The 17,409-nt window shown below is 55.0% G+C and carries 19 protein-coding genes; 12 read left to right on the top strand and 7 right to left on the bottom strand.

Annotated elements, in window-relative coordinates:
• Window position 1 precedes the first annotated feature (1 nt).
• The 3 genes from DFO52_RS09415 to tusE all read left to right on the top strand — a co-directional run bounded on the left by DFO52_RS09415 (window position 2) and on the right by tusE (window position 2,120).
• A complete protein-coding gene (locus tag DFO52_RS09415; protein ID WP_133550232.1) occupies window positions 2-1,159 on the top strand; it encodes a CfaE/CblD family pilus tip adhesin in 1,158 nt (385 codons plus the stop codon).
• Window positions 1,160-1,169: 10 nt separating this feature from the next.
• Window positions 1,170-1,721 carry a LuxR C-terminal-related transcriptional regulator gene (locus tag DFO52_RS09410; RefSeq protein WP_029739911.1) on the top strand — a complete coding sequence of 184 codons (552 nt, stop codon included), beginning with the start codon at window positions 1,170-1,172 and terminating at the stop codon, window positions 1,719-1,721.
• A gap of 69 nt (window positions 1,722-1,790) precedes the next feature.
• Entirely contained in the window at window positions 1,791-2,120 is a 330-nt protein-coding gene (tusE, locus tag DFO52_RS09405; RefSeq protein WP_133550230.1) for a sulfurtransferase TusE, read from the top strand.
• Here the strand turns inward: tusE and yccX are convergent.
• Genes yccX through DFO52_RS09390 form a run of 3 tightly spaced genes read right to left on the bottom strand, consistent with a single transcriptional unit; the run spans window position 2,117 to window position 3,766 of the window.
• Window positions 2,117-2,398 carry an acylphosphatase gene (gene yccX / locus DFO52_RS09400; protein WP_029739909.1) on the bottom strand — a complete coding sequence of 94 codons (282 nt, stop codon included), beginning with the start codon at window positions 2,396-2,398 and terminating at the stop codon, window positions 2,117-2,119. The two genes, tusE and yccX, sit on opposite strands and share 4 nt — an antisense overlap.
• Window positions 2,399-2,409: 11 nt before the next feature.
• The gene (locus tag DFO52_RS09395; protein ID WP_029739908.1) at window positions 2,410-3,198 is read right to left on the bottom strand and encodes an AraC family transcriptional regulator; all 789 of its coding nucleotides are present in this window, start codon (window positions 3,196-3,198) and stop codon (window positions 2,410-2,412) included.
• 10 nt (window positions 3,199-3,208) lie between these two features.
• Window positions 3,209-3,766 (bottom strand): kinase inhibitor, encoded by a 558-nt coding sequence (locus DFO52_RS09390; protein ID WP_133550228.1) that lies wholly within the window; start codon window positions 3,764-3,766, stop codon window positions 3,209-3,211.
• 173 nt (window positions 3,767-3,939) lie between these two features.
• On the opposite strand from DFO52_RS09390, the gene rlmI reads away from it, so the two are divergent.
• The gene (gene rlmI / locus DFO52_RS09385) at window positions 3,940-5,130 is read left to right on the top strand and encodes a 23S rRNA (cytosine(1962)-C(5))-methyltransferase RlmI (protein WP_061715623.1); all 1,191 of its coding nucleotides are present in this window, start codon (window positions 3,940-3,942) and stop codon (window positions 5,128-5,130) included.
• A gap of 60 nt (window positions 5,131-5,190) precedes the next feature.
• Window positions 5,191-5,508, top strand: a complete 318-nt coding sequence (gene hspQ / locus DFO52_RS09380) for a heat shock protein HspQ (protein ID WP_008499919.1) — start codon at window positions 5,191-5,193, stop codon at window positions 5,506-5,508.
• A gap of 34 nt (window positions 5,509-5,542) precedes the next feature.
• On the opposite strand, the gene DFO52_RS09375 is transcribed toward hspQ, so the two are convergent.
• Complete coding sequence (locus tag DFO52_RS09375; protein ID WP_028012609.1) at window positions 5,543-5,956, bottom strand: CoA-binding protein; 414 nt, start codon at window positions 5,954-5,956, stop codon at window positions 5,543-5,545.
• Between the two features lie 173 nt (window positions 5,957-6,129).
• Between DFO52_RS09375 and DFO52_RS09370 the strand changes: the two genes are divergently transcribed.
• Together DFO52_RS09370 and mgsA are read left to right on the top strand one after the other, a co-directional pair.
• Entirely contained in the window at window positions 6,130-6,792 is a 663-nt protein-coding gene (locus DFO52_RS09370) for a DUF2057 family protein (protein WP_133550227.1), read from the top strand.
• 80 nt (window positions 6,793-6,872) lie between these two features.
• On the top strand, window positions 6,873-7,331 hold the full coding sequence (gene mgsA, locus DFO52_RS09365) for a methylglyoxal synthase (RefSeq protein WP_023311034.1): 459 nt from the start codon (window positions 6,873-6,875) through the stop codon (window positions 7,329-7,331).
• 58 nt (window positions 7,332-7,389) lie between these two features.
• Here the strand turns inward: mgsA and helD are convergent, their stop codons facing one another.
• Window positions 7,390-9,444, bottom strand: coding sequence for a DNA helicase IV (gene helD, locus DFO52_RS09360; protein ID WP_133550225.1), 2,055 nt, complete (start codon window positions 9,442-9,444; stop codon window positions 7,390-7,392).
• Window positions 9,445-9,567: 123 nt separating this feature from the next.
• On the opposite strand from helD, the gene DFO52_RS09355 reads away from it, so the two are divergent.
• Together DFO52_RS09355 and yccS are read left to right on the top strand one after the other, a co-directional pair.
• Entirely contained in the window at window positions 9,568-10,014 is a 447-nt protein-coding gene (locus DFO52_RS09355) for a YccF domain-containing protein (protein ID WP_038417558.1), read from the top strand.
• A 19-nt stretch (window positions 10,015-10,033) separates the two neighbouring features.
• Window positions 10,034-12,196, top strand: coding sequence for a YccS family putative transporter (gene yccS / locus DFO52_RS09350; RefSeq protein WP_038417559.1), 2,163 nt, complete (start codon window positions 10,034-10,036; stop codon window positions 12,194-12,196).
• Here the strand turns inward: yccS and DFO52_RS09345 are convergent.
• Window positions 12,153-12,779 carry a TfoX/Sxy family DNA transformation protein gene (locus DFO52_RS09345; RefSeq protein WP_023311030.1) on the bottom strand — a complete coding sequence of 209 codons (627 nt, stop codon included), beginning with the start codon at window positions 12,777-12,779 and terminating at the stop codon, window positions 12,153-12,155. The genes yccS and DFO52_RS09345 overlap by 44 nt on opposite strands.
• Window positions 12,780-12,996: 217 nt before the next feature.
• Here DFO52_RS09345 and sulA point away from each other — a divergent pair, with 217 nt between their 5' ends.
• Window positions 12,997-13,506, top strand: a complete 510-nt coding sequence (gene sulA, locus DFO52_RS09340) for an SOS-induced cell division inhibitor SulA (RefSeq protein ID WP_038417560.1) — start codon at window positions 12,997-12,999, stop codon at window positions 13,504-13,506.
• Window positions 13,507-13,860: 354 nt separating this feature from the next.
• Window positions 13,861-14,916: a porin OmpA gene (ompA, locus tag DFO52_RS09335; protein WP_115504044.1), complete on the top strand. Its 1,056-nt coding sequence runs from the start codon at window positions 13,861-13,863 to the stop codon at window positions 14,914-14,916.
• Between the two features lie 63 nt (window positions 14,917-14,979).
• Here the strand turns inward: ompA and matP are convergent, their stop codons facing one another.
• Window positions 14,980-15,432 (bottom strand): macrodomain Ter protein MatP, encoded by a 453-nt coding sequence (gene matP / locus DFO52_RS09330; RefSeq protein ID WP_032658161.1) that lies wholly within the window; start codon window positions 15,430-15,432, stop codon window positions 14,980-14,982.
• A 186-nt stretch (window positions 15,433-15,618) separates the two neighbouring features.
• Between matP and DFO52_RS09325 the strand changes: the two genes are divergently transcribed.
• On the top strand, window positions 15,619-17,379 hold the full coding sequence (locus tag DFO52_RS09325; RefSeq protein WP_133550223.1) for a Lon protease family protein: 1,761 nt from the start codon (window positions 15,619-15,621) through the stop codon (window positions 17,377-17,379).
• Window positions 17,380-17,409: the final 30 nt, after the last annotated feature.

The raw sequence follows: 17,409 nt of genomic DNA, 5'->3' as shown, positions 1-17,409 counted from the left end.
TGTGATTAAGTGTCTCTTTATTTTACTGTTTTTAAGCCTGTGGACAGGCCAGACGCTGGCGGGTGCCCCTGCGGGACGAAACACCAGCGTTGGGATCAGCTTCGATCGCACGGCACCGCCCGCGCGTTTCGATATCTGGCTTCATGAATCGGGCGGCTATGACGCAGCCGACCCGCAAAAGTGGGGGCGCAATACCCTGACCTGTTTATCCCGCACCGACACCACCTACGGAGCCTGCATGACCGCCCCGGTGTGGTTCTCGGGTAACCCGGCCGCGCCCTATGCCATCAATTTACGTTTCACGCATGCCCTCACCAGCAAGACGGTGGATATCAAGGTGTATGGCGATCACTACATGTTTATCAACAATAAAGTGTTTATCTTTGCCAGCTTTGTGACAGGGGGAACGGCCACAATTGCTGACTGGAACAGAGAGCCCTACTTCGATTTCTATATTGTGAAAAGCGAACTGGATAAGCTCGCCCTGCCGGGGATCTGGACCGCAACGCTTAAGCAGAACCTGCGTCAATGGGGGAGCGCCGACTGTGGCGGGAACTTCAATGACGTAAACGTCGGATGCCCTGGCTATCTCACTATCGCCAGGTGGCAGGCCAACATTCGCATTGAGGTGGTCGATCCGGGTAATCAGCAAATTTATCTGCCGGCATTTCCGCACTCAACGCCCATCGTTAACCTCAACCTGACCAACTTCCCGGGGCGGCCGGGTGGTAGTGAGATCCAGGGTGAAAACTCGCTGGATATGTGTCTGTACGACGGTAATAACAGCACCAGCACCCGCGCCTACCTTCGGTTTGAAGACGACGGAGTCACGTCTGCGGACCGTGCCGAAGGCGCGTTTTCTATCAGGCGACGCGGCGGTAGCCAGACCGATACGCGGGATCGTCTCGATTATCGGGTCTCCGTCACCAATCCAATAACAGGCGCAACCGAAACCGTCTCGAACGGTAAAACCCTGGTCTGGCAAGGTACAAACGATCCGCAGTATCTGCGTCAGGTCGTGCTGCCCGGCGGACGCGAGAGCGTACTGTGCATCCCTGCCCCTATTATCCTGAAAACCCCCGCGTTTGCCGCCAGCAGCAAAAACGCGGGCGACTATACCGGCACGCTGCGCGTTATCTATACGCCCAGCACGTTATAACGAGGTCACCGTGAGTTACGCCATTCTCGACAATAATCGATTTTACGCCGAAGGGTTGCGCTACGCGCTGCTGCGTCGGGGCGTTCAGCCAGAGGTCCAAAGCGACACCGTGCAATGGCAGCCAGCGCTGCTTAGCCGCCGCGTGCTTGTTGTGCGCTGCCGTTTTTCCGTGGCCGCCACGCATCAGGCGCTGATAAACATTTTGCTCAGACTGGAAGCAGCCCGCTGGCAAGGCAGCCTGTATCTGGTTTGCAATGAAAAGGGGTGGGCGCTGGCGACGCATTTACGCAAGCGTTTCAGTACGTTAACCCTTTATATCATCGATGACCGGATCGCCGTCGCAGATGCGGCATATCTGCTGGCAAAAGAGCCTCGCCGCGTCCGAAGCCTTGACTGCTGTCTTACCGGTCTTGAATTCAACGTGCTCGATCTGATGCTTACCGGGTTGCCGGTACGCCACATTGCCATCGTGACGCGTATGTCTGAGAAACAGGTTTCGACCCATAAATGCAACGCGCTGAAAAAGCTCAACGCCAACAATCTGCTGCAGCTGCTCCTGTAGGTCACGGTTTATCCTGCGGCGGCTTTTTTGCTACACTGTCGCCGTTTTTTTCACAGACGACAGAAGATTATGTTCATTTTTGCAGGCCAGGAAATTGAGACCGATAACGAAGGCTATTTGAAAGATACGACGCTCTGGAGCGAACCGCTGGCGGAGAAAATTGCGGAAAACGAAGGGATTACCCTCTCTCCCGAACACTGGGAAGTGGTGCGTTTTGTTCGCGAGTTCTATCTTGAATTCAACACCTCTCCGGCGATCCGCATGCTGGTTAAAGCCATGGCCAATAAGTTCGGCGAAGAGAAAGGTAACAGCCGCTATCTGTATCGTCTGTTCCCGAAAGGCCCGGCAAAACAAGCCACCAAAATTGCTGGCCTGCCTAAGCCGGTGAAGTGTATTTAATACCGAATCCCGAAGTTTACGTATTCGCGCCCGGGTTGATGCGGTTCCGTTAACACCTTATCAACCCTTGCGCTGCGCGGGCCGCCCGCTTTCAGCCACGCCACCAGCTTGTCGACCTGCTCCGCTTCGCCGCAGGCGACCACCTCAACGCTGCCGTCGTCCATATTTCGCGCGTATCCCGTTAGCCCAAGCTCAACCGCTTCGCGCTGGGTGCTGTAGCGGAACCCCACACCCTGAACAACGCCGTGAACCCAGGCAATGGTGCAGACTTTTGACATTTTTCTTCTCCTTAACGTAGCGTTTTCGGCAAACAGCCATAGTGCTGCCGGAAACGGGCGGTGAAACGAGAGCTGGAAAGATACCCACATTGTAATGCGATTTCGCCAATTGGTAATCGGGTTGACTGGAGCTGTGACAAAGCAACGGCCATCCTCACCTCCTCCACGATCTGGCGAAAACTCTGCGACTCTTCACGTAAGCGCCTGCGCAGCGTCGGCACGCTTAAGGCCAGACGGCTGGCGACGTCCTGCGCGGTCCAGGCTCTGGCAGGCGACAGCATAATGAACTGCCGCACCTGCTCTGTCAGGTTACTGTTTCGCTCAATAAGCAGCGGACCCGCCACACCGTCATGCATCAGGGCCAGCAAAAGGCCGAAGGCCTGATGCTTTTGTAGCGCCTCCGGTAAATCCTGACGGACGGCGTGCAGCAGGTTGTCCCACATAAACGCCAGCCCCTCGCTCAGCGGGGCGCAGAGCGAATGCAGCGTCGTGCGCGGCCAGGATTTCAGGTAATGCGCCTTAAACTCGGCGACGATCTCCGGGGACAACATCAGCAAATCCGAGTGAAACAGACCGTTTACAGGCTGATTGATAATCTCCATCGCCGTATTGGCCGGGATAATAATAAGCTCATCCCGTGTCGCCTCCAGGCGGTTATCATCCTGAACTATCACCTTAGTGCCGTGAGTGATATGACAAATAGCCGGAAAAAACAGTTTAACCTGGTGCAGGCGATGCATTTTGCTGGCAGTCACTTCACCCGCCGTGAGATGGTTATGTCGAAAATGGAACTCCTGCACCCTGTCATCCTTATCTGCTGTAGGTTGCCGTTAACTGAGCCTTTGCCAGAACGTGACTATTGAGCATAAAACCGACCAGCGCGCCGCTGGCATTGTTGTCGACGGGCAGTTTATCCACGTCCAGAGCCCAGACGGTAATCTGATAGCGATGAGGCTTGTCCCCTTCGGGTGGACATGCGCCGCCGAATCCAGAATAGCCGAAATCATTACGCCCCTGCACAACGCCGGCAGGTAATTTCTCGCCGTTCGGGTTACCGGCATCAGCGGGCAGCGTCATTGTCTTCGCCGGGATATTGGCTACGGTCCAGTGCCACCAGCCGCTGCCGGTGGGCGCATCCGGGTCATATACCGTGACGGCAAAACTTTTCGTACCGGCGGGCGGATTTTTCCATGCCAGCTGTGGAGAAATATTCCCACCGTGGCAGCCAAACCCCTCAAATACCTGCTGTTGCGCCAGTCGCTTTTCGAAGGAAATATCCCGGCTGGTGACGCCGAAAGGCGTTGTTGCTAAAGCCTGAAAACTCATCGCCGCCAGAGCGGCTATTGCGATTACACTGCGCTTTTTCATGGGTGCTCCCTTTGCTGTACCGGAAGCCCCACTCTACAGCCAGCTGCAATATCGTAATGTGCCTAAGCGATTTGATTTTGTGCCGAAACGCTCAACGGCATCCGCAGATGATTGCGCCTTGCTGAATGTGGTAATCTACGCGCCATTTCCTGAAATCGACAGAACAGCAAATTATGAGTGTACGTTTAGTGTTAGCCAAAGGGCGCGAGAAATCATTACTGCGCCGTCATCCCTGGGTCTTTTCCGGCGCGGTTGCCCGTATGGAAGGCAAAGCCAGCCTCGGTGAAACCATTGATATCGTTGACCATCAGGGGAAATGGTTAGCGCGAGGCGCCTACTCGCCAGCGTCCCAGATCCGTGCTCGCGTCTGGACGTTTGATAAAGATGAAACCATCGACATCGACTTCTTCGTTCGCCGTCTGCAGCAGGCGCAGCAGTGGCGCGACTGGCTGGCAAAACGCGATGGGCTGGACAGCTACCGCCTGATTGCCGGTGAGTCCGACGGCCTGCCGGGCGTGACCATCGATCGCTTCGGTAACTTCCTGGTGCTGCAGCTCCTGAGCGCCGGAGCGGAATACCAGCGCGCCGCGCTGATTAGCGCGCTGCAAACCCTGTTCCCGCAGTGTGCCATCTATGACCGCAGCGACGTTGCAGTACGTAAAAAAGAAGGTATGGAGCTGACTCAGGGGCCCGTAACGGGCGAACTGCCACCGGCCCTGCTGCCGATTGAAGAGCACGGCATGAAGCTGCTGGTGGATATTCAGGGCGGGCACAAAACCGGTTACTACCTCGACCAGCGCGACAGCCGTCTGGCTACGCGTCAGTACGTTGCTGACAAACGCGTGCTGAACTGCTTCTCCTATACCGGCGGTTTTGCCGTTTCGGCGCTGATGGGCGGCTGTGCCCAGGTAGTGAGCGTGGACACCTCCCAGGAAGCGCTGGACGTGGCAAAACAGAACGTCGAGCTCAACAAGCTGGACTTGAGCAAAGCGGAGTTTGTGCGCGATGACGTCTTTAAGCTGCTGCGTAAGTATCGCGACCAGGGCGAGAAGTTCGACGTCATCGTGATGGATCCACCAAAGTTTGTGGAAAACAAAAGCCAGCTGATGGGCGCGTGCCGTGGGTATAAAGATATCAACATGCTGGCTATCCAGCTTCTGAACCCGGGCGGGGTTCTGCTCACCTTCTCCTGCTCCGGCCTGATGACCACAGATTTATTTCAGAAAATCATCGCCGATGCCGCAATAGATGCTGGCCGTGATGTACAATTTATAGAGCAGTTCCGTCAGGCAGCCGATCACCCCGTGATTGCTACCTACCCGGAAGGACTGTATCTGAAAGGGTTTGCCTGTCGCGTCATGTAACTTGAAAAGAGAAATATTGCCCGCACATAACGTGTAAGTAGTGTTTCCCGGGAGGTGACTATGATTGCCAGCAAATTCGGTATCGGCCAGCAGGTCCGCCACACTTTGCTAGGGTATTTGGGTGTGGTCGTGGATATCGACCCGGAGTATTCCCTTGATGAACCGTCAGCAGACGAGCTGGCGGTGAACGCAGAGCTTCGCGCCGCGCCCTGGTACCACGTGGTAATGGAAGGTGATGATGGACAACCCGTTCACACCTATCTGGCCGAAGCGCAGCTGAGTAGCGAGCTGCAGGAAGAACATCCGGAGCAACCCACAATGGATGAACTTGCTCAGACTATCCGCAAACAGTTACAGGCTCCGCGCCTGCGGAACTAAGCGTGTAAAAAAAGCCCGATGAACGGGCTTTTTTTTACTTCGCCAGCCCCAGACGGGGGATGTCGATCGCCGGGCAGCGGTCCATGACAACCTTCAACCCCGCATCCCGCGCCAGCACGGCGGCCTGCTCGTTAATCACGCCCAGCTGCATCCACAGCGTTTTTGCGCCTACGGCGATAGCGTCCTGCGCCACTTCCCACGCCGCCTCGGAATTACGGAAGACATCGACCATATCAATTTTTTCCGGCACGTCAGCGAGCGTGGCGTAACCCTGCTGGCCCAGCAATGTTTTCCCCGCCACTTTTGGCGAGACCGGGATAACGTGATAGCCCTGATCGAGAAGGTATTTCATTACCCGATAGCTTGGACGATCGGGTTTATCGCTCGCGCCCACCAGCGCAATGGTACGCGTGGATGTCAGAATCTCGGCAATATCGTTCTCTTTCATGGTTTTTCTCCTGGCTTTTTTGAAAGTGTACGCCAAACCGCACATCTCAACCATCCATCCCATACAGATGCATGAGGGCAAAACGGCGAAATATGTCTATATGTTAGTAAACGTGATTATCGAAAAATTTAGATACATTAATGCGGCGACAGGATTTCTGACGGGAGCCTTCTATGAAAACCGGTATTGCCACTGCTCTGATTGCGTTAGTGATGCCGGTCTGCGTTTTTGCTACCACGCTCCGGCTCTCTACCGACATTGATCTCCTTGTACTGGACGGAAAAAAGGTCTCCAGCTCGTTATTGCGCGGTGCAGACAGCATCGAGTTAGATAACGGGCCGCATCAGCTGGTCTTCCGGATAGAAAAGCCGATCGGTCTGGCTAATCACGAGCAACGGATGTACATCTCCCCGCCGCTGATCGTCAGCTTTAATACCCGACAAATCAGTCAGGTGAATATCACCCTGCCTCGCCTTGAAACGGAGAAGGAATCTGCGGCCTTCGACGCGTCACCCCGCGTTGAACTGCTGGACGGGGATGCGATGCCGATTCCGGTGAAGCTGGATATTCTGGCGTTAACCACCTCACCGAAAGGCCCGGATTACGAGGCTGCGACCCAGACCTATAATAAAGCGGGAAAACGCGCCTCGCTTCCCCAGTTTGCCACCATGATGGCGGACGACAGTACGCTTTTATCCGGCGTCTCTGAACTGGACGTTATTCCTCCCCAGTCCCAGACCCTGACGGAACAGCGCCTTAAATTCTGGTTCCAGCAGGCCGATCCCGACACGCGGGCCCGATTTTTACAGTGGGCAAAACAACAACCTTCATCATAAGCCACATTTTTTACGCCTTTCTCTTGCAGCGTCAGGCGGTTCCCGTCATCGTGTAGTCAGTTAACCTGATGGATATGATTATGGAATTGACAACACGCACGCTGCCTGAGCGCAAACACATTGCTCTTGTGGCGCACGATCACTGTAAACAAATGCTGCTTAACTGGGTTCGCCGCCATCAGTCTTCGCTGGAAAAGCACGCCCTGTCGGCGACAGGCACCACCGGTAACCTGATCCAGCGCGAAACGGGTCTGCAGGTGAATGCCATGCTGAGCGGTCCGATGGGCGGCGATCAGCAGGTCGGCGCGCAGATTTCCGAAGGGAAAATTGATGTGCTGATCTTCTTCTGGGACCCGCTGAACGCGGTTCCGCACGATCCGGATGTCAAAGCGCTGCTGCGCCTGGCGACGGTGTGGAATATTCCGGTGGCGACGAACCTGTCGACGGCGGATTTCATCATCGAATCGCCGCAGTTTAACTCGCCGGTTGATATCCTTATTCCGGACTATCAGCGTTATCTTTCCGACAGACTGAAGTAGCTTTTTTGCCGGGTGGCGGCTACGCCTTACCCGGCCTTGAAAATCTTGCCTGACATCTTTATGGTTTACGCGCTACCGGCACATCAATACTCTTCAGGATATCGACAAACACGGATGGCTCCTCTTTATTAAACAGCAGCCACACGCGATGCCGCGCGCGGGTGAGGGCCACATACAGCAAACGCCGCTCTTCGGCATCCGGGAAATCTTCCGGCACCGGAAGCAGGGCCTCTTCCATCACCGACTCGCGGGCCGGAGCCGGGAAACCGTCGCTCCCCTCTTTGAGCCCCACCACAATCACATAGTCAGCCTGCTGCCCTTTGCTCGCGTGAATGGTCATAAATTCAAGCTGCAGTTTCGGCCAGCGGGTGGCGGCTTTTTCCAGCGCCGCGGGCTTAAGGTGATGGTAGCGGGCCAGCACCAGAATACGTTCATCGGGCTTCGCGTAGCCGCTGAGCTTGTCCAGCAGCGGCTCCAGCTGGTCATCCGCCAGCAGGGTGACGGCTTTTTTATCCCCTGGACGCAGGCTGTTGAGCGGCTTGGCCAGCTGATGCGGGTTCTGCTGGATAAAGCGGTTGGCGATCTCACCAATGCGTGAATTGAAGCGGTAGGTGGTGTCCAGATCGCTGCGATCCCCTTCGCCAAAATAGTGGTGGAACGCGGTCGTCAGGGAGAGCTGCGCCCCGCTGAAGCGGTAGATGGCCTGCCAGTCGTCCCCCACCGCAAACAGCGACGTATGTTTATTTTGCGCCCGTAGTGCCGAGAGCAGTGCAGCACGCTGCGGCGAGATGTCCTGGAACTCATCCACCAGAATATGTTTCCACGGGCTGACAAAACGCCCCTTCTCAAGAATGATGATGGCCTGATGGATTAAACCGGAGAAATCGACGGCATTTTCCTCTTTCAGCGCGGTTTTCCAGGCTTTCAGCAGCGGAGCCATCAGCTTGACCCGCTTCGAAAACAGATCGCGGATCGCCTCAGGCGCGCTTTCAATCATCTCTGCCTGTGTTCCACCGTGCATTCGCATCAGGCTGACCCAGCGGTCAAGTCGCGAACCCAGACGACGCGCCAGCTTATCGTCCTGCCAGAAGCTGCCCTCTGGCACCTCCCAGCTGAGCTCCTCCTCCAGCCACTGACGCCACCCTTTCGCCTGCGCCTTTTTCTCACTGCACTGCTGGCGCCACGTTTTGATGAACAGCGCCTGACGCGCCTGCGCGTCGTTTTCCAGCTTACTGATGGAAGGCACTTTTTTACTGCCCTGCTGAATAATATGCAGCGCAAGGGCATGGAAGGTTCTGGCCGTGATGTCCCGGGTGTGCAGGCGCTCCTGGATACGTTCGTCCATCTCCTGGGCAGCCTTGCGGCCAAAGGCCAGAAGCAGAATTTGATCGGCTACCGCTTCTCCGGTCGTCAGCAGCCAGCCAGCACGCGCCACCAGCACCGACGTTTTACCGCTACCGGCCCCCGCCAGCACCAGCAGCGACTGCTCGCCGTTGACCACCGCGCGCGCCTGGGCCGGATTGAGCGGTGAAGATTCCACCGTACTAAAAAAGTCGGCGTATTGGGTGAGCATGGCGTCCGTCCAGGCCTGGTTATGGGCGAGACGGCTTTTATCCTTATCATTCAGCCAGGCCTGACACTGGTGCCAGGCGTCGCGACAGTTGTCAAACTCGTCGAGACGCGTCACGGAGAGCGGCAGCGCCGAGAGTGCCTGTCGGATCTTTTGCTGCAACCCGGCGGTCTGCTGACGGGTCAGCCACGCGTGCTGCGCGTTGCTCTGCGCGATATCGTCCAGCACCTGCTGGAGCACCTGGGCAGCAATCACGCTCATATCCTGGCTCCACTGCTGCCAGAGCGCGTTCAGGTGATGATGGAAACGCTGGGTTTCAGCCCACTCGGTGCCGTGAAGACGCACGACTTTATCGTCAGGCAGAACGAACTCCAGCTCGCCCCACACCAGCCCGCGTTTGCAGTGGATAGCCAGAAGCTGATTAAACGGAATAAGGTATTCGTGGCGTTCCCCGGAGACTTTCACCCCGGCATTAAGGAGAACCACCCTGTCGTAAGGGTGTTGCGCCAGGCGTTTGCCTAACGAGGTTGCTTTCAGTTCCATGTTCCGCCAAATCCACGAAGAGATAATTTACCTGACAGTTTAACTGCCAGTTTTAAGGTGCTCCAGCCTAAAAAAACGTTACAATCATTGGGCGTTAATTTTATCGAAAGGAAGTGAGGGTTTATGCGTACCGTTCTGAATGTGTTGAATTTTGTGCTGGGCGGTTTTGCCACCACCCTTTCCTGGCTTTTTGCCACGCTGGTGAGCATCGTCCTGATTTTCACGCTTCCCCTGACCCGTTCCTGCTGGGAAATCACAAAGCTCTCCTTAATTCCTTATGGGAATGAAGCCATCCACGTTAACGAGCTGAATCCGGAGAGCAAAAACGCCCTGATGAATACGGGCGGAACCCTGCTGAACATTCTGTGGCTGATTTTCTTCGGCTGGTGGCTGTGCATCATGCATATTTTTGCCGGTATTGCACAGTGCATCACGATTATTGGTATTCCGGTGGGGATAGCGAACTTTAAGATCGCCGCCATCGCCCTTTGGCCCGTCGGTCGCAGGGTTGTTCCGGTAGAAGTGGCCCAGGCGGCGCGTGAAGCTAACGCGCGTCGTCGTTTTCAGTAAATAAGGACCGGCCGCGTTTATGCTAAGCCCACTGCTTCGCCGTTATACCTGGAACAGCACCTGGCTATACAACGTCAGGATATTTATCGCGCTTTGCGGCACGGTTGCCCTGCCCTGGTGGCTGAATGATGTCAAGCTCACCATTCCGCTCACGCTGGGGGTGGTTGCCGGGGCGCTGGCGGACCTGGACGATCGTCTGGCCGGGCGCTTACGTAACCTGGTCATTACGCTCGTCTGCTTTTTCATTGCTTCAGCGTCCGTTGAGCTGCTTTTCCCGTGGCCCTGGCTGTTTGCCCTGGGCCTTACGCTCTCAACCAGCGGGTTTATTTTGCTGGGGGGCCTCGGGCAGCGCTATGCCACCATCGCGTTTGGTGCATTGCTGATCGCCATCTACACCATGCTGGGCGTTTCCCTGTACGACCAGTGGTACCAGCAGCCGGTTCTCCTTCTGCTGGGCGCCATCTGGTATAACCTGCTGACGCTAACCGGTCATCTGATCTTCCCGGTTCGCCCGCTGCAGGATAACCTTGCCCGCAGCTTTGAGCAGCTAGCCCACTATCTGGAACTGAAATCCCGGCTGTTCGACCCGGATATCGAGGAAGAAAGCCAGGCTCCGCTCTACGATCTGGCGCTGGCAAACGGCCAGCTGGTCGCCACCCTTAACCAGACAAAAGCCTCTCTGCTTACCCGTCTGCGCGGCGATCGCGGTCAGCGCGGAACGCGAAGGACCTTACACTACTATTTTGCCGCCCAGGACATCCATGAACGCGCCAGTTCCTCGCACGTTCAGTATGCTGCCCTGCGCGAGAAGTTCCGCTACAGCGACGTGATGTTCCGCTTCCAGCGCCTGCTGTCCATGCAGTCCCAGGCCTGCCAGCAGCTCTCGCGCTCCATTCTGCTGCGTACGCCCTATCAGCATGACCCCCGCTTTGAACGCGTATTCAGCCATCTTGATGCGGCGCTCGACCGCGTTCAGGCCAGCGGAACGTCACCGGAGCACATCAAAGCGCTGGGCTTTCTGCTGAACAACCTGCGGGCAATTGATGCTCAGCTGGCAACAATTGAGTCCGAACAGGCGATGGCGCTGCCGGGCAGTGAGGTGGAAAATCAGCTTGCTGATGACAGCGTGCACAGCGTTAGCGATATGTGGCTACGGCTGAGCCGTAACTTTACGCCGGAGTCGGCTCTCTTTCGCCACGCGGTGAGAATGTCGCTGGTGCTGTGCGTGGGGTATGCCTTTATCCAGATAACCGGGCTGCACCACGGCTACTGGATCCTGCTGACCAGCCTGTTCGTCTGCCAGCCAAACTATAACGCCACCCGGCACCGTCTTGCGCTGCGTATTATCGGCACGCTGGTCGGCGTCGCGATCGGCCTTCCGGTGCTCTATTTCGTGCCCTCCGTTGAAGGTCAATTGATTCTGATCGTGATCACCGGCGTGTTGTTCTTCGCGTTTCGCAACGTGCAGTATGCCCACGCCACCATGTTCATTACGCTGCTGGTGCTGCTCTGCTTTAACCTGCTGGGTGAAGGGTTTGAAGTTGCACTGCCCCGCGTGATCGATACCCTGATTGGCTGTGCGATTGCCTGGGCCGCGGTCAGCTTTATCTGGCCGGACTGGCGTTTCCGCAATTTGCCGCGCGTGGTGGACAGGGCGATGAACGCCAACTGCAGATACCTTGACGCAATCCTGGAGCAGTACCACCAGGGGCGCGATAACCGCCTGGCTTACCGGATAGCCCGTCGCGACGCGCATAACAGTGACGCAGAACTGGCCTCTGTTGTCTCTAACATGTCAACGGAGCCTCGCGCCACGGCGGAGATTCGTGAGACTGCGTTCCGCCTGCTCTGCCTCAACCATACGTTCACCAGCTATATTTCGACGCTCGGTGCCCACCGTGAGAAACTCACCAACCCGGGCATTCTCAATCTGCTTGATGACGCCGTCTGTTATGTCGATGACGCGCTTCATCACCGACCAGCCGATGAGCCGCGCGTTCAACAGGCGCTGAATGAACTGGCTCAACGCATTGCGCATCTTGATCCTGGAAACGACAGCAAAGCGCCGCTGGTACTTCAGCAGATAGGCCTGCTTATCGCTCTGCTGCCTGAAATTTGCCGGCTGCAACAGCAAATCGCTACCTGGAGGAGTGATTCTCCTGTGGCTCAGGCAGCGCATTAAACCACTCCGTTAGCTCCCGGCGAATGCCCGCCGGGAGTGCCGCCTCATGCAGCCCCTCGATAGCCCCTTCCAGCGCGAAGAGAACTTTAATACTGAGCGCTTTGTTTTTTGCCCGCATCTTTAGCCAGCTCGCTCTTGCACCCAGCGCCCGCAGCGTTTCCTCATTGGTAATGCCAGCTTCAAAGAGCAAAACCTCAAGCTGAAAGGTCAGGTTTGGCAGATCCTTAAGTCGGTTTCGTTGATGGCGCTGATAGCGTTCTTTTCTTGCCGCACTGAGCGCAAACGAGGAGAGCTGAAGCAACCGCTCCCTGTCCTGCCATAATCCGTCATCCACACGATAATAGTTGAGCAGCACCGGGCGGCCTCGCTTCATCAACGTCAAAAAAGATGAGGCATTTTTTACACAGTATTTCGCACTCTCCTCACAGGCGCGGAGATAAAGCTCGCCGTCTGACACCATGGCAAAAACCGCATCATCCACCGCCAGGGTATAGCCTCCAAACAGCGCGCGGTGATGAATCTCGCCCAACGGGGAGAGGTATTCCTGAGATTTATAAATCCGTTCATAAGATATCTTTTTCATGATATTTCCCTTCAAAATCATAAAGTAACAGCGAAAATTCTTACTAGCGGATCCGTTAGCAGGAAAATAGGCAACTTATCGCCGATGAGCAAGATGATTTTTCGAGGGACATCAACATTGAATGAATTTTGCGAGTCGCTTTCCGAAAATGAGGTTGATCTTTATGCATACAGGGGCTACTGTATATCCATACAGTAACTACAGGGCTGGAATGAATATGCACACTTCAGGCTATGCAAATCGCTCAACCTCTCTCTCTTCTACCGCAGGCAATGTCGCGCAGAATTCCGTCGAGCGTGTTTCCACGGGGCTAATCAGTGAAGTGGTTTATCGTGAAGACCAGCCCCTGTTGACGCAACTTCTGTTGCTGCCGTTATTACAACAGCTTGGTCAGCAATCGCGCTGGCAGCTTTGGCTCACGCCTCAGCAAAAACTGAGCCGTGAGTGGGTTCAGTCCGCAGGCCTTCCGCTTACCAAGGTCATGCAAATTAATCAGCTCCCGCCGTGCGATACCGTTGAGTCGATGATCCGCGCGTTACGCACCGGAAATTACAGCGTGGTGATTGGATGGTTACCAGAAGAATTGACGGAAGAGGAACATTTCCGTCTGACTGAAGCAGCCGAAGAAGGAAGTGCGATCGGGTTCATTATGCGTCCGGTTCGATCGGATTCTTACCGCAGAGGACAACTTTCTGGGCTAAAAATTCACTCAAATTTATATCATTGAGTGAAATTAAGATTTTTCCTGGAATTTTTTTTGACCACAAGATGGCATTAAAGTTCCTGGCCTGAAAATCGCGGCAAGGCTTGTCTGGTGCGGTTCTCCTTAATTTTATTGCACAAAATTCGTTCGAAAAATGTTAAATAATCGGTATACGGAACTTTTTTTTTCATATGCCTGACGGACTTCACACTTGTAAGTTTTCAGCTACGTTGTAGACTTTACATCGCCAGGGGTGCTCGGCCTAAGCCGAAGATATCGGTAGATTTATATTTGACCACGCCCCCCGGTGAAGGATTTAACCGTGATTCTCTCCTGAGACTTTCATGGCGAATTTTGGATGATAACGAGGCGCAAAAAATGAAAAAGACAGCTATCGCGATTGCAGTGGCACTGGCTGGCTTCGCTACCGTAGCGCAGGCCGCTCCGAAAGATAATACCTGGTATGCAGGTGGTAAACTGGGCTGGTCTCAGTTCCACGACACCGGCTGGTACAACAGCAGCCTGAACAATGATGGCCCAACTCACGAGAGCCAGCTTGGTGCAGGTGCGTTCGGTGGCTATCAGGTTAACCCGTATGTTGGTTTTGAAATGGGTTACGACTGGTTAGGTCGTATGCCATACAAAGGCGACACCATCAACGGCGCTTTCAAAGCACAGGGCGTTCAGCTGACCGCTAAACTGGGCTACCCAATCACTGACGATCTGGACGTGTACACCCGTCTGGGCGGCATGGTATGGCGCGCAGATTCCAGCAACAACATCTCTGGTGACAACCATGACACCGGTGTTTCCCCAGTATTCGCTGGTGGCGTTGAGTGGGCTATGACCCGTGACATCGCAACCCGTCTGGAATACCAGTGGGTTAACAACATCGGCGACGGCAACACCGTTGGTGTTCGTCCAGACAACGGCATGCTGAGCGTAGGTGTTTCCTACCGTTTCGGCCAGCAGGAAGAAGCAGCTCCAGTTGTTGCTCCAGCGCCGGCTCCAGCTCCAGAAGTACAGACCAAGCACTTCACTCTGAAATCTGACGTTCTGTTCAACTTCAACAAAGCGACTCTGAAACCAGAAGGCCAGCAGGCACTGGATCAGCTGTACTCTCAGCTGAGCAACCTGGATCCTAAAGACGGTTCCGTAGTGGTTCTGGGCTTCACCGACCGTATCGGTTCTGACGCTTACAACCAGAAACTGTCTGAGAAACGTGCTCAGTCTGTTGTTGATTACCTGATCTCTAAAGGTATCCCAGCTAACAAGATCTCCCCACGTGGTATGGGCGAATCTAACCCAGTTACTGGCAACACCTGTGACAACGTGAAAGCTCGCGCTGCACTGATCGACTGCCTGGCTCCAGATCGTCGCGTAGAGATCGAAGTTAAAGGCATCAAAGACGTTGTAACTCAGCCAGCGGCATAAGTTATCGTCTTATAAAAAAACCCCGCCATGCGGGGTTTTTTATTGTCTGAAGAAAAGAAAAATCTATTTTTTACCCAACAGAGCCTGAAGGTCGTTCTTCAGCGTCGACATCTGGTTGGCGTACTTCTCTTTATGTTCGGCATCCTCAATCAGCTGCACGATGGTTTCCGAAAGCGTTTTGCCCCGTCGTTGTGCCAGACCAGCCAGGCGTTGCCAGACAACAAACTCCAGGTCGATTGATTTTTTGCGAGTGTGCTGATGCTCAGCATTAAAATGCCGTTTGCGTCGCGCGCGGATAGTTTGCTTCATCCGGTTTAACAACGCGGGATTGATGTGTTTCTCAATCCAGCCGTTAACCTGTACCGGTTCATTTTCGAGGGTCAGCAAAATATCCACGGCTTCTTGCGCAGCGCTGGCTTCGACGTAGCAGGTGATCAGCTCCCCTTCACGGTGCTTTTTGACCAGGTACTTCCATTTCCAGCCGCTTTCGAGATTTTCCAGTTGTTGATATTTCATTGCGATCTCAGTGTTACCACGTAACTCTGTTCAGAATATCAGTTTTTTAGCAATCTGCTGAAAAGAAATCATATCCTGTGAGTGAATGCATCCAATCGCCCTGTCGAAATCCCCAATCCTGCTTGGGTACAGCCCCCCGCTTACGGTATACTCCACGCTTTTACATCTGACTAAAAAACATCAACTTTGACCATTACGAAACTTGCATGGCGTGACCTTGTTCCGGATACCGAAAGTTACCAGGAACTGTTTGCACAGCCCGAACTCGCAAAAGAACACGAATTCATCCTTAGCGATACGCAGCCTCGTTTGCATTATGCGCTGGAGCAGGTGTTAAGCCCATGGGCAACAGCGCCCTTCATGCTGCTCAAGGCCCCGGAAGAAGCGGAATACCTGACGCTGCTCGGTGATGCCGTGCGCCAGCTGAAGCCGGAAGCGAACGCAGTTTTTGGCGGCCAGTATCGTATTGAGGGACATGATGTCACTTTCGAACCGGCGGCGCAGGTCGATGGCCGTTTTGCCGCTAAGGGCGAAGTGATTACCGCTAACTGGGTCGAGGCGGAACAACTCTTTGGTTGTCTGCGCCAGTTTAATGGCGAACTTTCGCTGCAGCCGGGGCTGGTACATCGCGCAAATGGCGGTGTTCTCATCATCTCACTGCGTACCCTGCTCTCGCAGCCGCTGCTGTGGATGCGTCTGAAAACCATCGTCCACCAGCAGCGTTTCGACTGGGTCGGCTACGATGAGTCTCGTCCTCTGCCTGTCTCTGTTCCGTCTATGCCGCTGTCGCTGACCGTCGTACTGACGGGCGACCGTGAATCGCTGGCGGACTTCCAGGAAATGGAGCCAGAACTCGCTGAGCAGGCGGTGTATAGCGAATACGAAGACAACACCCAAATTGCTGACGCCGACGATATGGCGCAGTGGTGCCAGTGGGTTATGGCCGTTGCTGAACGTTTTGCGCTGCCAACCCCTGCGGCTGACGCGTGGCCGGGCTTAATCCGCGAAGCGGTACGCTACACCGGTGACCAGGAAACGCTGCCGCTTTGCCCGCTCTGGATCGGCAAACAGCTGCGTGAAGTGGGTGTGATCAGCGGTAACGGGGCGTTCACCGGCGAACAGCTCACTCAGATGCTGGCTCAGCGTGAGTGGCGAGAAGGCTATCTTGCCGACCGTATGCAGGATGAAATTCTGCTGGAACAAATTCTGGTGGAAACCGAAGGCGAACGCGTCGGGCAGATCAACGCCCTGTCGGTGATTGAGTTTCCTGGCCATCCGCGCGCATTCGGGGAGCCGTCCCGTATCAGCTGCGTTGTGCATATTGGCGATGGCGAGTTCACCGATATTGAACGGAAAGCCGAGCTGGGCGGCAACATTCACGCGAAAGGCATGATGATCATGCAGGCGTTTTTGATGTCAGAGCTGCAGCTTGAGCAACAGATCCCCTTCTCCGCCTCGCTGACGTTTGAGCAGTCTTACAGCGAAGTGGATGGCGATAGCGCCTCTATGGCCGAGCTGTGCGCCTTAATCAGCGCCCTGGCGGAAGTGCCCATCAATCAGAACATCGCGATCACCGGTTCGGTGGATCAGTTCGGTCGTGCACAGCCAGTGGGAGGCCTCAACGAAAAAATTGAAGGCTTCTTCTCTATCTGTCAGCAGCGCGGTTTAAACGGCAAACAGGGTGTGATTATTCCTGCTCCCAACGCACGCCATTTGAGCCTCAGTCAGGATATTCTGGATGCGGTTGAGCAAGAGCAATTCGCCATCTGGGCCATCGAAGGGATTGAGGATGCGCTACCCTTACTGACAAATCTGGTTTGGGATGGCGAAGGGCAAACTACCCTGATGCAGACTATCCAGGAGCGCATAGCTCAGGCGACACAGCAGGATGCTCGCCATCGTTATCCATGGCCGTTACGCTGGCTGGGCTGGTTTAGTTCGAACTGATCGGACTTGTTCAGCGTACACGTGTTAGCT

This window comes from Enterobacter sp. AG326 (assembly GCF_004362415.1).
Taxonomy (GTDB): Bacteria; Pseudomonadota; Gammaproteobacteria; order Enterobacterales; family Enterobacteriaceae; genus Enterobacter; species Enterobacter asburiae.
Note: the sequence above shows the minus strand (reverse complement) of the source record. Positions and strands in the feature narration are given on the sequence as shown.

Bases quoted from the DNA above. Each gene is read 5' to 3' on its own strand.
- tusE (WP_133550230.1), top strand. From the start codon at position 1,791: ATGTTCATTTTTGCAGGCCAGGAAATTGAGACCGATAACGAAGGCTAT.
- yccX (WP_029739909.1), bottom strand. From the start codon at position 2,398: ATGTCAAAAGTCTGCACCATTGCCTGGGTTCACGGCGTTGTTCAGGGT.
- DFO52_RS09390 (WP_133550228.1), bottom strand. From the start codon at position 3,766: ATGAAAAAGCGCAGTGTAATCGCAATAGCCGCTCTGGCGGCGATGAGT.
- rlmI (WP_061715623.1), top strand. From the start codon at position 3,940: ATGAGTGTACGTTTAGTGTTAGCCAAAGGGCGCGAGAAATCATTACTG.
- hspQ (WP_008499919.1), top strand. From the start codon at position 5,191: ATGATTGCCAGCAAATTCGGTATCGGCCAGCAGGTCCGCCACACTTTG.
- DFO52_RS09375 (WP_028012609.1), bottom strand. From the start codon at position 5,956: ATGAAAGAGAACGATATTGCCGAGATTCTGACATCCACGCGTACCATT.
- DFO52_RS09370 (WP_133550227.1), top strand. From the start codon at position 6,130: ATGAAAACCGGTATTGCCACTGCTCTGATTGCGTTAGTGATGCCGGTC.
- mgsA (WP_023311034.1), top strand. From the start codon at position 6,873: ATGGAATTGACAACACGCACGCTGCCTGAGCGCAAACACATTGCTCTT.
- helD (WP_133550225.1), bottom strand. From the start codon at position 9,444: ATGGAACTGAAAGCAACCTCGTTAGGCAAACGCCTGGCGCAACACCCT.
- DFO52_RS09355 (WP_038417558.1), top strand. From the start codon at position 9,568: ATGCGTACCGTTCTGAATGTGTTGAATTTTGTGCTGGGCGGTTTTGCC.
- yccS (WP_038417559.1), top strand. From the start codon at position 10,034: ATGCTAAGCCCACTGCTTCGCCGTTATACCTGGAACAGCACCTGGCTA.
- DFO52_RS09345 (WP_023311030.1), bottom strand. From the start codon at position 12,779: ATGAAAAAGATATCTTATGAACGGATTTATAAATCTCAGGAATACCTC.
- sulA (WP_038417560.1), top strand. From the start codon at position 12,997: ATGCACACTTCAGGCTATGCAAATCGCTCAACCTCTCTCTCTTCTACC.
- ompA (WP_115504044.1), top strand. From the start codon at position 13,861: ATGAAAAAGACAGCTATCGCGATTGCAGTGGCACTGGCTGGCTTCGCT.
- matP (WP_032658161.1), bottom strand. From the start codon at position 15,432: ATGAAATATCAACAACTGGAAAATCTCGAAAGCGGCTGGAAATGGAAG.